This is a genomic window from Pyramidobacter porci, from assembly GCF_009695745.1.
GTDB classification, from domain to species: domain Bacteria; phylum Synergistota; class Synergistia; order Synergistales; family Dethiosulfovibrionaceae; genus Pyramidobacter; species Pyramidobacter porci.
Window position 1 is genome coordinate 13214 of record NZ_VUNH01000001.1, and the last position, 15447, is coordinate 28660.

Here is a 15447-nt window from a genome sequence, read left to right on the forward strand (position 1 = left end):
TCTTTCTCTCTGCGGGGAGCTTTGATTGGAGTCGTGAAGATGGACTATTCAGCAAAAATCGGACGTCTTGAGGAAATCTTGAAAAGCATGGAGCATACGGCCATGCCGCTTGAACAGACGCTGACGCTCTATGAAGAAGGGCAGAAGCTTGTGGCCGAATGCCGTCAGTTCCTTGCCGAAGCGGAGGGGAAGGTCAAGAAGCTGGAGGCCGACGGAACGTTGAGCGACTTTGGCCGGCAGGAAGAAGATAAAGATGGACTTTAAAGAAGAACTGAGCTGCCGCTCGGCTTTTTTTGAAAGATCGCTGCGGACTTTTTGCGAAGAGGAGCGTCGTCGCATTCCAGCGCGGCTGCGCGAGGCCATGAATTATTCTTTGCTGGCGGGCGGCAAGCGCCTGCGCCCGGTTTTGTGCATGGCCGGAGCGGAGATCATGGGAGAAAAAGCCGAGAGCGTTTTGCCGATGGCGACGGCGTTCGAAATGGTGCACACCGCGTCCTTGATTCACGATGACCTGCCCTGCATGGACAACGACAGTCTGCGGCGCGGCAAGCCGACGAACCATGTCGTTTACGGCGAATCCCTGGCGCTGCTGGCCGGCGACGCGCTGTTTCTTGACGCGTTCGAGACCGCGCTCGCCGGTCTGCTGAAAAACGGCGCCGAACCGCAGCGCTGCGTCCGCGCCCTCGCTCTTTTCGCGCAGGCGCTCGGCCCGGAAGGAATCTGCGGCGGCCAGGTGCTCGACACGGATCGCGCCAGCCAGACCGACGAACGGGATTTTGTCGTGGACGTCGCTTCGATGAAGACGATGGTGCTGATCCGCGCTTCGCTGTGCGCGGGAGCCATCTTGGCGGGGGCGGACGGCGAAGCGCTGCGGCGGCTCATGAAATACGGCGAGAAAGTGGGACTGGCGTTCCAAATCGCCGACGACCTTCTCGACTGTACCGGTTCGCAGTCTGCGATGGGAAAGACGCTCGGCAAAGACGAAGCGCAGGACAAACGCACGTTCGTGCGCGCCTATGGTCTCGACGGCGCCCGCGCGCTGCTTCATGAGAAAACGCTGAACGCCGAAAAACAGCTGGAGCCGTTCGGGGAAAAAGGCGAGTTCCTGCGGGCGCTGGCCGCCTATCTGGAGCACAGGTCGAATTGACATGGCGCTGCTGGACGAGATCAAAGCGCCGGGAGACGTAAAAAAGCTCTCCGAGAAAGAGCTTCCCGGACTGGTCGACGAAGTGCGTTCGCGCATCGTCGACGTCACGCTGAAAAACGGCGGACATCTGGCTTCCTCTTTGGGAGCGGTGGAACTGATCGTGGCGCTGCTGCGGGTCTTCGATCCGCGGTACGATCGCGTTGTGTTCGACGTGGGGCACCAGGCCTATGCGTGGAAGATTTTGACAGGCCGCAACGCCCGTTTCGAGACGTTGCGGACGGAGGGCGGCGTCAGCGGTTTTCCGAAAATGAGCGAAAGCCCGTACGACCACTTTGGCGTCGGACACAGCAGCACCTCGCTCTCGGCGGCTTTGGGATACGCGGTCGCGCGCGATCTGCGCGGCGAAAAGCATCACGTCGTCGCCGTCATCGGCGACGGGGCGCTGATCAACGGCGAAGCTTTCGAAGCGCTGAATCACGCCGGTTCTCTCGACAATCCCGTGATCTTCGTCCTCAACGACAACGCCATGTCGATCAGCCCGCGCGTGGGCGGCATGGCGCTGCATCTGGCGAAACTTTCCACTTCCGCGCTGTACAAGGGCACGAAAAACGTGGTGAAAAGCTTTTGCCGAAAAGCGTTCCGCACCGACCGGGTTTATCGGCGTCTGGAGCGGATGAAGAACGCCGTCAAAAAAACACTGAGCCGCGGCAACCTTTTCAGCGACATGGGGCTGACGTACTGGGGCCCGTTTGACGGACACGACGAACAGGAACTCGAGCGCGTCTTCGCCTTGGCGAAAAATTACGACGGTCCCCTGCTGATCCACGTGCTCACGGAAAAAGGCAAAGGCTATGCGCCGGCCGAAGAAAATCCCGTCGCCTATCACGGCGTCGCCGCCGCGGAGAAAGTTCCCGCGAGTTCGGCGAGTTGGAGCAGAGCGGCGGCCGCGTGCATCGAAGATCTGGCGGAAAAAGATCCTCGCGTCACGGTCCTGACCCCGGCCATGACGGAAGGGTGCGCGCTGAATCGCTGCCGCGCCGTTTTCCCGCGGCGTTTTTTCGACGTGGGCATCGCCGAGGAGCACATGCTGACGTTCGCCGCGGGGCAGGCCGCCGGCGGCCTCAGGCCGATCGCCTGCATCTATTCGACGTTTTTGCAGCGCGCGATGGACCAGCTGGTGCACGACATCTGTCTGCAGAGGCTTCCGGTGATCCTGGCCGTGGACCGCGCCGGACTGGTGGGCGAGGACGGCGAGACGCATCAGGGACTGTTCGACATGAACTGGGCCAGCGCCATCCCCAATCTGAACGTCTGGGCGCCTTACGACGGCCGCTCGCTGAAAAACGCCTTCGAGAGCGCGGCGCGTTGCGAAGGCCCGTCGCTGATCCGCTATCCGCGCGGCACCGCCGTGGAACGGCTGACGCCGGCCGACGTTTTCGAGACGGCCGATTTCGCCTTCGTGAATCGAAAAAGCTCGTGGTGCGTCGCTGCGGCCGGCTCGGCGTGCCAAATTGCGCGCCAGGCGGCGGAACTAATCGACGAACGCGGCGGCGAAGCGCCCGATCTGCTTTATCTCAGCCGCGTTTCTCCGCTGCCGGAAGAGGCGTTGGCGCGGCTGGACGGAAAAAAACTTCTCGTCACGGTCGAAGAAGCGTATGAGCGCGGCGGTCTGGGCGAGCGCCTGGCGCTGACTTGCGAGCAAAGAGGAATGGAGTGCCGCGTACGGGCGGTGGCGCTGCCGTCGGTCTTCGTGGCCTCCGGCACGCCGGCGCAGCAGCGCAAGCGCCTTGGCCTGACGCCTGAAAGGATCGTGGAGATCTATGAGCGCCAGATGCGTTAAAAAGCGGCTCGACCTGCGTCTGGTCGAAGAGGGAATGGCTGATTCCGTTCGGGCGGCCGGCGCGCTGATCATGGCCGGCGAGGTTCTGATCGACGGGCAGCCGGCGTCCAGCGCCGGGCAGCCGGTGAAGGACGCCGCCGTCGTGCGCCTGAAAAGCGGTTCCGGCGGCTGGGTCAGCCGCGGCGCCCATAAACTGCTGACGGCGGTCGAGCGTTTCCATCTGAAACTGGAAAATCGCGTTTGTCTCGACGTCGGCGCTTCGACCGGCGGTTTCACTCAGGTGATGCTCAAACATGGCGCGGCGAAAGTCTACGCCGTCGACGTGGGCTATGGGCTGCTGGACTGGAGCCTGCGCACCGATCCGCGGGTTGTGGTGATGGAGCGGCAGAACGCCCGCTTTTTGACGGCGGAGATGTTTGCGCCGCGGCCGGATTTCGCCTGCAGCGACGCCTCGTTCATATCGCTGCGCCTGCTGCTGAATCCGCTGGCGGCCGCGACGGCCGCGGACGCCGAAGCCGTGGTGCTGGTGAAGCCGCAGTTCGAAGCCCGCCGCGAAGACCTCGGCGAGGGCGGCGTAGTGCGCTCGCCTGAAGTTCACCGTGCCGTGCTGAAAGACCTCGCTGATTTTGTCGGCCGAGAAACTCCATGGGGGCTGGAAGAGGCGACGTGGTCGGGAATCAGGGGCCCAAAAGGCAACATCGAATTCCTGTTCCGTTTAAGAAAAAATATGACGTCGGCGTCAGTGGATTTTTGCGAGCTGGTGCGCGTGAGCCACGAAGCCCTTGCCGAATGAGCGAAAAATTCGAAGGCGTCGGAGGAAACTGTGTCCCGTTTCCTCCGACGCCTTTTTTTGTCGGTCTGCGGAAATTGATACAACGGAATTGTAGACGTGATGAAATCTGCTATAATCGCATTGAATTCTTTTTGTGAAACGGAATCCCTGGTGTATTTCCGATGGAGGAAAGTCGATGAAATTCGGCCTGATTGTCAATTTAGCGAAACCGGAAGCGATTCAGCTGGCTGGAGAGCTGTGCGCGTGGGGAAGAAAAAGGAACAATCCTTTTCTGCTCTTCGCCGAAGAGGCGCCGGCGCTTCGTCAGAACGGGATTCCTCTCGACCGTTGGCTGGCGGAGGTCGAAACGGCGCTGGTGATCGGCGGCGACGGCACTTTTCTGCAGGCCGCCCATTTGGTGCAGCACAGCGGCATCAACCTCTTCGGCGTTTCCGTCGGGCACTTGGGGTTCCTGGCGGTCGGCGATCCGCGGCGCGTGTGCGAACAGATCGAACAGATCGAGAAGGGCGATTTTAAAATCGAGCGGCGGCGTTGTCTCGAAGGCGTATTGGCGACGGAGGAGAAAGAACGGCGCCTTTTCGCTCTCAACGATCTCGTGCTCAGCAAAGGGATCCAGGCGCGCCTGGTGTCTCTCGACGTGCAGGTGCAGGGCAAGCCCATATGCGAATACCGCGCCGACGGCGTGATCGTCTCCACGCCCACGGGCTCCACCGCTTACGCCCTTTCGGCCGGAGGGCCGATCGTGCCGCCGTCGCTGGACTGCATGCTTCTGGTTCCTATTTGCGCTCACACGCTGTATGCGCGTCCCACGCTGCTGGGGCCGGACGACTGTCTGACGCTGCGCCCGACGGAGAATTCCGAGCTGTTTCTGACGGTGGACGGCGCCGACGTTTATCCTCTTTCCAGCCGTGACCGTCTCGATGTGCGGCTCTCCAAGGATCACGGCGTCAACACCGTCTCGCTGCCTCAATTCGACTATTACGATCTGCTTCATGAAAAGCTCCTGTGGGGTTGGAATCCAGTTTCCGAAAGGAGCGCCCGCCGTGCTTGAAGAACTGAAACTCATTTCCGTGGGCGGCATCGGTCACGTTTCGCTGCGCTTCGGCAGCGGCCTGACGGCGGTGACGGGGGAGAGCGGCGCCGGAAAAAGCAGCCTGGTGCGCGGCCTCGAACTGGTCTGCGGAAAGCGCAGTTCCGGCGGCACGATCCGCGTCGGAGATGAAACAGCCGTCGCGGAAGCGTTCTTTTATCAGCCCGACCGCTTGGAAGGCGTCGGCGAGGAGCTGCAGCCTCAGGAGTGTTCGCTGGCGCTGCGGCGCGAACTGTCGCGTTCCGGGCGCGGCAAGTGTTCCGTCCAGGGGCAGACGGTGCCGCTGAACACTGTCTTGGAAATAGCCCCGCGGCTGCTCACGATCCAGAGCCAGTTTGCCCAGCTCGAGCTGCTCGATCCCGACCGCCAGCTCAAAATCCTCGACGCCTGCGGCGGCGAAGAACTGAAGGCGACAAAAGCACGGCTGGAAAAGGAATTCTACGAAGTGTTGGACTGCGAAAGAGAGCTGCGCCGCAACAAACAGCGCGAGCAGGAAATCGCGTCGGCTTACGGGGCGCTGGCCGAGATCGCGCCTTTTTTGGAACGCGCCGGTCTGCAGCCTGACAGCGAAGAACGGCTGTACGAGGATTTCGCCGAAGCGGAGCGCGAACTCAAACGCCTGCGCGAGCTGCGCGGCCGCTTCCGCATGCTGCAAAACCAGGAGAGCGGCGGGCTGATCTCCGAGCTTTCGGGTGTCCTCGACGGCCTTTCCGGGCTCGTGCCCTGCGAAAGCCGCGAAGCGCTCGACGAGACGTCGCACAAGGCGCTCGCCATTCTCGAAGGCCTTGCGGAAAAAATCGGCGCGCTGGCCTCTTCGGAAACGATCGAGAATCTCGAAGCGGAATTGGAAGTTCTTGAAACTTCCCTCGGTCAGATTCGCAAGAGCAAGCGCCTTGCCAAGGCGAACACCGTCGAGGAATTGCTGGAGTACTGGCATAAAGGCGAAGAGGCATTGCGCTGGCTGGCCGGAGCGGGGAAAATCCAGTCCGACCTGAACGAAAAAATCGCGGCCGCCAAGAAAGCCGTCGCGAAGGAGGCGCGTACGCTGCTGGAACAGCGCACCGCGGCGGCGCTGGCGCTTCAGACGCGAGTCAGCGAGAACCTTGTCGACGTGGCGATGGAGAACGCGCAGTTCCGCATCCGCATCACCGAAACGAATAAACTGAAAGCAAACGGCGCCGAGAAGGTGGACTTCGTCCTGCAGCGCGGCAGTCAGGAAATTCCGGTAGCGAAAGCGGCTTCCGGCGGCGAGCTGAGCCGCATCCTTCTGGCCATCCAGATCTCGCTTCCCGACGAACTGATGCCGCCCACGGTCGTTTTCGACGAGGTCGAAGCCGGTCTGGGCGGACGCGCCGCTTACCTGACGGGATTGAAACTGCGCGAGCTGGCCGACCGCGTTCAGGTCATCCTGATCACCCACGAAGCCAGCATCGCGGCGCTGGCAAACCGGCATTACCGCGTGGCGCGCCGGGGCACGCTCTCCACCGTGACGCGCGTCGAGGGAGAAGAGCGGGTGCGGGAGATCGCGCGGATGCTCTCCGGAAACGACCAGGAAGAAGAGGCGCTTTCGCATGCGCGCAAGCTGCTTGGAGCGGACGGCGCCGACGGGGAAATCGTTTTTGACCCGGACCGTTTTTTTGACGGAAAAAGCAGCCCCTTCTGATCGCCGGGCATGGACGATCGAAAGGGACTGCTTTTTTTGAGGCGGCAAATTATTCGTGAATGTGGTTCTGGACGTGGCGCATATAAGCCTGAAGGTCTTTGGACGTGTTGACAAGGTGGCTTTCCAGCGCCCTGAGCGTGCGTTCGAGGTCGTGCGCCTTCACGCCGGCGAGAATCTCGCGGTGCTGTTCCTCCGATTCCTTGCGCATGGATTTGAGGTGGTTGCGGATGTAGCGGTCGACCTGACGGCGCAGCTTGGCGATCGTGTCGAGCGTCATCGGACGATCGGCCGGCTCGTACAGCGAGGAATGGAAGAGCACGTTCATGTCGCGCCATTTGACGGGATCTTCCTCTTTTTCCATCTTGTCCAGCAGAACCTCTTCTTCCTGAATCAGCGCGTTCGAGATCAGGTCGAAGGAGACTTTCATGATGCCGACCTCGAGCCAGGTGATCATGTCGTAAATTTCGCGGGCGTCTTCAAGACTCAGCCCGGAAACGATCGCGCCGCGGCGCCCGCGGAATTCGACCAGCCCTTCGATCTCGAGCTGCTTCAAAGCTTCCCGCAGCGGGATCGGGCTGACTCCCATCCGCGCCGCCAGCTGATTCTGCAGCAACTGCTCGTTTTCCTGAAGGATCCCCCGATAAATGGCCTCGCGCAGCACGTTGGCGATGTAGTACGAGGCGGCCTTATCACCGCTGATACGAGGCATCAGCTCTTCCAATGTCATGCTTCAGATTTCTCCCTTCCCGAAAGCAAAATCTCTGCTTGGATACTATATTATTCTACTCTCTCGGGGTGTAAAAATCCACGCCCTATTTTTATGTTATTTTATTATATATAGAATCTCATTTCGGATTATACTCATTTGACAAACAAACTTCGCCTCCATATACTTAAGAAAAATAAGAAGTCAACTGGAGGCGTTTTGATGAAAAAGATCATGGTTTCTGGCTGTCTCGGCCAGATCGGCACAGAGCTCGTCACCAAGCTGAGACATGATTACGGCGCGGAAAACGTTCTCGCGACCGATATCCGCGAAGATACGGCCCATGCGCTTCCCGAGGGGCCTTTTGTGATCCTCGACGCCCGCGACGGCAAAAAGTACGCGGAACAGGTCGAAAAGTTCAAGCCGGACACGATCTATCATCTGGCCGGCCTGCTTTCCGCGACGGCCGAGAAGAATCCGCAGCTTGCCTGGGACATCAACATCAACGGGACCTGCAACGCCCTCGAATGCGGGCGGATCTATCACAGCGCCGTCTTTTTCCCCAGTTCCATCGCCGCCTTCGGCCCCGGTACGCCTCACGACAAAACGCCGCAGGACACGCTGCAGCGCCCCAATACGATCTATGGCGTGACGAAGGTAGCCAGCGAACTCCTGGCAGAATATTACCATAAAAAATGGGGCGTCGATACGCGCGGCGTGCGTTTCCCCGGCCTGATCTCCTACAAAACCCTGCCCGGCGGCGGCACCACCGACTACGCCGTCGACATCTACTATCAGGCCGTGCAGCAGGGCAGGTACACCAGCTACATCGCCAGGGGCACCTACATGGACATGATGTACATCCCCGACGCGATCGACGGTATGATCCAGCTGATGGAAGCCGATCCGTCGCGCCTGATCCACCGCTGCTGCTTCAACATCACCAGCATGAGTTTCGAGCCGGAACAGGTCGCCGCGGCGATCCGCGCTCACATTCCTTCGTTCGCGCTGGATTACGCCGTCGATCCCGTCCGCCAGGCCATTGCCGACAGCTGGCCGAACTCTCTCGACGATTCGGCCGCCCGGGCGGAATGGGACTGGAACCCCAAATACGACCTGGAGAGCATGACGGCGGACATGCTCAAGAACCTGCGCGCCAAGCTCGGCGGTCAGGCGAAGTTTTGAAAAATCTCGTAAGGCAGGAGGCATTCGTACAATGAAAAAACTCGAAGCGGTACTGACGGCGGAGCTTGAAAAGCTGAAGCAGGAAGGCCGTCTGAAGGGCAAGGAGCAGATCATCGTCGACGTGAAAAAGGGCGCAGGCGCCAAAGGCCCCCGTTATTTCCTGAAAGGGGAGGGCGCCAAGGAATTCATCCGCATGAATTCCAATTCCTACCTGGGCCTGTCGCTGCGCGAGGACATGATCGCCGCGGAGGAAGAGGGGACGCGCAAATACGGCGTCGGCCCCGGCGCGGTCCGCTTCATCAGCGGCACCTTCAAGGCGCACCGCGATCTGGAACACAAGCTGGCCGCCTTCCACGGCCGCGAGGACGCCATGATTTTCAGCGCCGCCTACGTGACCGTCGGCGGCGTCCTGACCTCGCTGATCAGCAAGGAAACCTTCGTCGTCAGCGACGAGCTGAACCACAACAGCATCATCAACGCCATCAGACTTGGCCTGGGCAAGTCGGGACTGCGCGCCGTCTACAAGCACAATTCCCTCGACGACCTCAAGCGCTGCCTGGACGAAGCCGTGGCAAGCGGTGCCAAACGAGCTCTGGTGGTGACCGACGGCATCTTCAGCATGAGAGGCGACTATGCGCCCCTGAAGGAGATCGTCGAACTGGTGCACAGCTATGACGATCGTTTCGCCGAGGACGCCTTCGTCGTGGTCGACGATTCCCACGGCGTCGGCGCCTTCGGCACGACGGGACGCGGCACGGAGGAGATCACCGGCGCCCGCGTCGACGTGCTGATGGGCACGCTCGGCAAGGCGTACGGCGTCAACGGCGGCTACGTCGTCGGCTCGCGCGCGCTGATCACGTATCTGCGCGAGCACGCCGCCATGTACATCTATTCGAACCCCATCACCGTCGGCGAGGCGTATGCGGCCATGAAGGCGCTGGAGATCCTCGACAGCGAAGAGGGCCGCACGATTCTCGCCCATCTGCGCGCCGTGACCAAGCGCTTTGAGGACGGCCTGGTCAAGCTTGGTTACGAGACGATCCCCGGCGAACATCCCGTGACGCCGCTCGTGCTCCACGACACGGCCCGCACCAAAGCGCTGGTCGCTCATCTGACGGAGCACGGCGTACTGGCCACCGGCATGACCTACCCCGTCGTCCCCAAGGGTGCCGAGGAGATCCGCTTCCAGATCAACGCGGACCACACCGAAGCCGACATCGACGAAGTTCTGTCGGTGATCGCCTCGTTCAGGGGCTAAATTTGTTTTCCGGCGGCCGTCGGTCCGGCGGCCGCTTTTCCCGCCCCTTGCGAAAAAGAGCTTGCAACTCTTGCGAAGCGATGCTACAATGCTTTTCGACCTGTTACTCCGTTGCTCCCCCTCGGGAGTTTCCCGTTCCGCTTTGCTTCCATGGAGCGCAAAGTCGGAGAGGAGCTACGTTGTTTCAGGATTATTGCCCCATGAGGTGAAGCGTTATGTTGGAGAAGTCAGTCAAAACGGAGCTTATCGAGAAGTATCGCGTGCATCCCACCGATACCGGCTCGCCCGAGGTGCAGATCGCCGTCCTCACGCAGAGGATCCGCGACCTCACCGATCACCTGCGCGTGCACGTTCACGATCATCACTCCAAGAAGGGCCTTCTGACCCTTGTCGGAAAGCGTCGCAAGCTTCTGCGCTACCTGAGCGGCAAGGATTTCAACCGCTACAAGCAGCTGATCGAAAGCCTGGGTCTTCGTCATTAAGCCAAACGGAAAGAGAGAGTCCCGTTCGTTCGGGGCTCTCTTTCTTTTTTGACAAAAAAGTTTTTAGGGATTCTACGGGCGATTTTCCCGGATTTGTTCGCTGATCTTGAAATTCGGCCCTCGCATTTATATGAAATTGTGATATTCTTACGCTATTATATATCGCGATCGAAAAGAAAGAGGAGGAGTCTTTTATATGGAAAAGACCTACACACTGAACGTCGGCGGCCAGGATCTGGTTTTCAAAACCGGAAAAGTCGCCAAGCAGGCCAATGCCGCCGTCGTGGCGTCTCACGGAGAAACGACCATTCTCACCACGGCCTGCATGTCGGACAAGCCCCGCGTGGGATTGGATTTCTTTCCCCTGCTTGTCGATTTTGAAGAACGCTATTACGCCGCCGGCAAGATCCCCGGCGGCTACATCAAGAGAGAAGGCCGCCCCTCGCAGACGGCCATTCTCAGCGCCCGCGTCGTGGACCGCTCGATCCGTTCGCTCTTCGACGATTCCATGCGCAACGACGTGCACGTCGTCGCCACGGTGCTGGCGGTCGACCAGAAAAATCCCGCCAACATCCTCGCCATCAACGCCGCTTCCATGGCGCTGACGATCTCCAACATCCCTTGGAGCGGCCCGGTCGGCGCCGTGCGCATGGGCTGCATCGGCGGCGAACTCGTCGTCAATCCCACCGAGGAGCAGATGGCCGAGAGCACGCTCGATCTGACGGTGGCGGGGCACGCCGGCGGCATCACCATGGTCGAAGCCGGCGCCAAGGAAGTGTCCGAAGATCTGCTTGTCGATGCCTTGCAGACGGCGCAGGACGAGATCAAAAAGATCGTCGCCTTTCAGCTGCGGATCCGCGAGGAGATCGGCCAGCCCAAGACGGTGCTGCCCGCGCCGCTGGCGATCGAGGAGATCGACCGCTGGGTGAAGGACAACCTGAGCGAAGAGACCGCGAAGGCCGTGATGATCCACGGCAAGAAGGAGCGCGGTGCCGCGATCTCCGCGCTGGTGGAGAAGACGACGGCCCATTTCAACGGCGTCTATGCCGACGCCGAAGGCTACATCGCCGGCGCGGTGGAATCGCTGGTCAAGAGCACGATGCGCACGATCACGGCCCGCGACAAGATCCGCGCCGACGGCCGAGCCACCGACGAGATCCGTCCCATTTCCTGCGAAGTGAACGTGCTGCCCAAAGTCCACGGTTCGGCGCTGTTCACCCGCGGCGAGACGCAGGCCTTGGTGGTCACCACGCTGGGCATGCTGGGCGAGGACGATCAGATCATCGACGGTTTGAAACTCGACGAGCCCAACAAAAGATTCCTGCTGCACTACAACTTCCCCCCCTATTCCGTGGGCGAGATCAAGCCCATGCGCGGCCCCGGACGGCGCGAGATCGGCCACGGCGCTCTGGCCGAGCGCGCGCTGGCGCCGCTGGTGCCCGGCGAAGAAGATTTCCCCTACGTCGTCCGCGTCGTCTCTGACATCCTCGAGTCAAACGGCTCCAGCTCGCAGGCTTCGATCTGCGGCGGCAGCCTTTCGATGATGGCCGCCGGCGTGCCCATGAAAAAGCACGTGGCCGGCATCGCCATGGGGCTGATCAAGGAAGGCGACGACATGGTCATCCTCACCGACATCCAGGGACTGGAAGACCATTACGGCGACATGGACTTCAAAGTTGCCGGCACCCGCGACGGCGTCACGGCGCTGCAGATGGACAACAAGGCCGGCGGCATCACCCGCGAGATCCTGTCCCGCGCCCTGATGCAGGCCCACCAGGCCCGCATGCAGATCCTCGACGCGATGGAAGCCTGCATCCCCGAGCCCGCGCCGCTGTCGCCCAACGCCCCCCGCATCTTCACGATGAACATCGACGTGGACAAGATCCGCGACGTGATCGGCCCCGGCGGCAAGATCATCCGCAACATCGTCCAGGAGAGCGGCGCCAAGATCAACGTCGAGGACGACGGCAGCGTGTACATCTGCGCCGTGTCGCCCGACAGCGTCGAAAAAGCCAGCCGCATGATCCACGACATCGTCCGCGAGGTCGAAGCCGGCGAAGCTTTCTACGGCACCGTCACCCGCCTGATGGCCTTCGGCGCGTTCGTCGAAGTGCTGCCCGGCAAGGAAGGCCTGCTTCACATCAGCGAGATCAGCACCAAACACATCGGCAAGGTCGAAGACGTTTTCGCTCCCGGCGATCACGTCATCGTCGAAGTCAAAGAGATCGACGACCAGAACCGCATCAACCTGTCGCGCCGCCGTTTGCTGGCCGATCCCGCCCTGATCGAGTCGGCCGGGCTGACGCAGTACCTTCCCGCAGAGGAAGAGCGCGACAAAATGATCGCCGCTTTGCCTGACGCGTCCGCCCCTTCGCGCGACAGAACTCCCCGCCGCGACGGCGACCGTGAGCGCCGGGGCGACCGCGGTCCGTTCCGCCGCGACCGCCGCTGATCATGACGCTGATCGTCAAGATCCGGCGCGAGAACGAAAACATCCCGTTGCCCGAGTACGCTACGGCCCAGGCGGCGGGGATGGATCTCCGCGCCGGCGAAGATCTGGTGCTCGAACCCGGCCAAATCGCCGGCGTCGGAACCGGCCTTTACATCGAACTGCCCGAAGGGTATGAAGCCCAGATCCGCCCCCGAAGCGGACTGGCTCTGAAACACGGCATTTCGGTTCCGAACGCGCCGGGCACGATCGATGCCGATTATCGCGGAGAGATCCGCGTGATTTTGGTAAACCTGGGCCGCGAGCCTTTTCCCATCCATGCGGGCGACCGTATCGCCCAGATGGTGGTGGCTCCCGTCACGCGGGTCAGCTGGCAGCCCAGCGAAACGCTCAACGAGACAGGCCGCCAGAGCGGCGGCTTCGGAAGCACGGGAACCCGTTAGGGCCCGTCAAGGCAGCATCGGCACCATAAAGCAGCGCGCTGCGCAAAGTACGTGCATCGCGTTTTAAAGGAGGCAGCAAAATGTTCAAATACCGTGGCCCTGAAGGGCAAATGCTTGAGAGCGAAGCGCTTAAAGCCGGAGATATTCTTTCCCGCTGGAAGCTTGGCAAGGGAGCCGTCGCCGCTTTCGTCGACGGAGAAGAAAGAGATCTCGACGTCGTGGTCGATCATGACGCGGAAGTCAGGCCGATCATGCCGGAGACGGAAGAGGGCATCGAAATCGTCCGCCATTCCACGGCGCATCTGCTGGCCGAAGCCGTCATGAACTTGTATCCGGGCGCCAAAGTGGCCATTGGCCCGACGATCAAAGACGGCTTTTACTACGACATCGAATTCCCCGAGACCGTCTCCGAGGAAATTTTGCCTGCCCTCGAAAAGGAAATGCGCCGCATCGCCAAGCGCTCCATTCCGCTGCGCCGCGAGCGCGTCGGCGTGGACGACGCCATCAAACTGTTCAAGGAACGCAACGATCCCTACAAAGTCGAAATTCTCGAAGGCGTCGGCGACGAGACCGTCAACCTGTACTGGCAGGACGACTACGTCGATCTGTGCCGCGGCCCGCACGTGCCCAACACGCGCTTTTTGAAACACTTCAAGCTGCTGTCGATGGCCGGGGCGTATTGGCGCGGCGACGAGCACAACATCATGCTGACCCGCATCTACGGCACCGCCTTCAACACGCAGGAAGAGCTCGACGCTTATATTACCCGCATGGAAGAGGCGCGCCGCCGCGACCACCGCAAGCTGGGCAAGGAACTCGACCTGTTCAGCCTGCATAACGAGGGCGTCGGCTTCCCGTTCTTCCATCCCAAGGGCATGGTCGTCATGAACAAGCTCATGTCCTTCTGGCGTCGTCTGCATTTCCTCAACGGCTATACCGAGGCCCGCACGCCGCAGATTCTCAACCGCGACCTGTGGCTCCGTTCCGGCCACTGGGACCATTACCGCGAGAACATGTACTTCACCACCATCGACGACATCCCGCACGCGATCAAGCCGATGAATTGCCCGGGCGGCATCATCATTTACAAGACCAGCAAGCACAGCTACCGTGAGCTGCCCATACGCATGGGCGAGCTGGGCGTCGTGCACCGGCACGAGCTTTCCGGCGCGCTGCACGGCCTCATGCGCGTGCGCTGCTTCACCCAGGACGACGCGCACCACTTCTGCACGCCCGAGCAGATCAAGGACGAAGTGAAGCTGATCATGAAGCTTGACGATTACGTGTACACGCACGTCTTCGGCTTCAAGTACTACGTGGAACTGTCCACCCGTCCCGAGAACTCCATGGGCAGCGACGAGCTCTGGGAGATCGCCGAGAACGCCCTGCGCGAGACGCTCGAGGAGACCGGCACCCCGTACGTGCTCAACCCCGGCGACGGCGCCTTCTACGGCCCCAAGATCGACTTTCATCTGGAAGACTGCATCGGCCGCACCTGGCAGTGCGGCACCATCCAGCTCGACTTCACGATGCCCGAAAAGTTCGACATGACCTATGTCGCCGCCGACGGCAAGGAACACCGCCCCGTCATGCTGCATCGCACGATTTTGGGCAGCATCGAGCGCTTCATGGGCATTCTCATCGAGAACTACGCCGGCGTCTTCCCCTACTGGCTGGCCCCCGTGCAGGTCAAGCTGCTCGCGGTGAGTGACGATCATCTGCCCTACGCCCGCGAGGTGGCCGAGAAACTTCAGGATCTGAACGTCCGCGTCGAGATCGACCGCCGCGACGAAAAGCTGGGGCGCAAGATTCGCGACGCGCAGATGGAAAAAGTGCCCTACATGCTCGTGATCGGCGACAAGGAAGTGGAAGCGCGCACCGTGGCCGTCCGCGACCGCGCCAAAGGCGACCTCGGCAGCATGGATTTCGCCGCCTTCACCGGGCTTTTGGCGGAACAGTACGACCCCGAGAAGGAAAACTTCCGCGTCAGGCTCGGCCGGTAACGCGAAAAACGGAGAACGGCAGCGGGGCGCTGCTTTCGGAGCGCGAGCGCGAAGTGCCGGGCTGGTGGGGCACGGGCTGACGAACGACGAGATCGCCTGGCGGATGCACGTTTCCGTGGCGACGGTCAAATCCTTTCCGGCGCGGGCGTTCTGCAAGACCGGCGTCGCTTTCCGCGCCGAGCTGACCGCTTGGCTGCTGCGGCGGGGAAACTGACGATCGGCGGCCGGAGGGGCGCGAAATCGGCGCTTGCGCAAATTGCCCGCGGGTGTTATACTCTCACAAGCGATAGAGAAGCAGAGGATTTCCTCTCGCCCGCGCGGCGCCTTTCGGCAGCTGGCGGGTCATGCGTGGACGTCACGGAGTGTGTGAATGTGCATGAGGAGAGGC

General features: G+C 61.2%; 14 protein-coding genes. 13 read left to right on the forward strand and 1 reads right to left on the reverse strand.

Annotated elements, in window-relative coordinates; translation table 11 throughout:
- Positions 1-39: 39 nt before the first annotated feature.
- From xseB to FYJ74_RS00090, 6 genes are all read left to right on the forward strand, one after another.
- Complete coding sequence (gene xseB / locus FYJ74_RS00065; RefSeq protein WP_154527913.1) at positions 40-264, forward strand: exodeoxyribonuclease VII small subunit; 225 nt, start codon at positions 40-42, stop codon at positions 262-264.
- Positions 254-1147 carry a polyprenyl synthetase family protein gene (locus FYJ74_RS00070; RefSeq protein WP_154527603.1) on the forward strand — a complete coding sequence of 298 codons (894 nt, stop codon included), beginning with the start codon at positions 254-256 and terminating at the stop codon, positions 1145-1147. The genes xseB and FYJ74_RS00070 overlap by 11 nt, the downstream gene beginning before the upstream one ends.
- A 1-nt stretch (position 1148) precedes the next feature.
- On the forward strand, positions 1149-2987 hold the full coding sequence (gene dxs, locus FYJ74_RS00075; protein WP_154527604.1) for a 1-deoxy-D-xylulose-5-phosphate synthase: 1839 nt from the start codon (positions 1149-1151) through the stop codon (positions 2985-2987).
- Positions 2968-3780 carry a TlyA family RNA methyltransferase gene (locus FYJ74_RS00080; protein ID WP_154527605.1) on the forward strand — a complete coding sequence of 271 codons (813 nt, stop codon included), beginning with the start codon at positions 2968-2970 and terminating at the stop codon, positions 3778-3780. Before dxs ends, FYJ74_RS00080 begins: the two co-directional genes overlap by 20 nt.
- Before the next feature lie 175 nt (positions 3781-3955).
- Complete coding sequence (locus FYJ74_RS00085; RefSeq protein WP_154527606.1) at positions 3956-4831, forward strand: NAD(+)/NADH kinase; 876 nt, start codon at positions 3956-3958, stop codon at positions 4829-4831.
- Entirely contained in the window at positions 4824-6533 is a 1710-nt protein-coding gene (locus FYJ74_RS00090; protein WP_195838747.1) for an AAA family ATPase, read from the forward strand. The genes FYJ74_RS00085 and FYJ74_RS00090 overlap by 8 nt, the downstream gene beginning before the upstream one ends.
- A 49-nt stretch (positions 6534-6582) precedes the next feature.
- Here FYJ74_RS00090 and FYJ74_RS00095 read toward each other — a convergent pair whose 3' ends face one another.
- Positions 6583-7260, reverse strand: coding sequence for a GntR family transcriptional regulator (locus tag FYJ74_RS00095; protein WP_154527608.1), 678 nt, complete (start codon positions 7258-7260; stop codon positions 6583-6585).
- Between the two features lie 201 nt (positions 7261-7461).
- Here FYJ74_RS00095 and FYJ74_RS00100 point away from each other — a divergent pair, with 201 nt between their 5' ends.
- From FYJ74_RS00100 to FYJ74_RS00130, 7 genes are all read left to right on the forward strand, one after another.
- A complete protein-coding gene (locus FYJ74_RS00100; protein WP_154527609.1) occupies positions 7462-8424 on the forward strand; it encodes an NAD-dependent epimerase/dehydratase family protein in 963 nt (320 codons plus the stop codon).
- A gap of 31 nt (positions 8425-8455) precedes the next feature.
- The gene (locus tag FYJ74_RS00105) at positions 8456-9682 is read left to right on the forward strand and encodes an aminotransferase class I/II-fold pyridoxal phosphate-dependent enzyme (RefSeq protein WP_154527610.1); all 1227 of its coding nucleotides are present in this window, start codon (positions 8456-8458) and stop codon (positions 9680-9682) included.
- 215 nt (positions 9683-9897) lie between these two features.
- Complete coding sequence (gene rpsO, locus FYJ74_RS00110) at positions 9898-10164, forward strand: 30S ribosomal protein S15 (protein ID WP_154527611.1); 267 nt, start codon at positions 9898-9900, stop codon at positions 10162-10164.
- A 196-nt stretch (positions 10165-10360) separates the two neighbouring features.
- A complete protein-coding gene (locus FYJ74_RS00115) occupies positions 10361-12616 on the forward strand; it encodes a polyribonucleotide nucleotidyltransferase (protein WP_154527612.1) in 2256 nt (751 codons plus the stop codon).
- 2 nt (positions 12617-12618) lie between these two features.
- Entirely contained in the window at positions 12619-13056 is a 438-nt protein-coding gene (gene dut / locus FYJ74_RS00120) for a dUTP diphosphatase (RefSeq protein ID WP_154527613.1), read from the forward strand.
- Positions 13057-13136: 80 nt separating this feature from the next.
- A complete protein-coding gene (gene thrS, locus FYJ74_RS00125; protein WP_195838748.1) occupies positions 13137-15059 on the forward strand; it encodes a threonine--tRNA ligase in 1923 nt (640 codons plus the stop codon).
- Positions 15060-15123: 64 nt separating this feature from the next.
- On the forward strand, positions 15124-15273 hold the full coding sequence (locus tag FYJ74_RS00130; protein WP_154527614.1) for a LuxR C-terminal-related transcriptional regulator: 150 nt from the start codon (positions 15124-15126) through the stop codon (positions 15271-15273).
- Positions 15274-15447 lie beyond the last annotated feature (174 nt).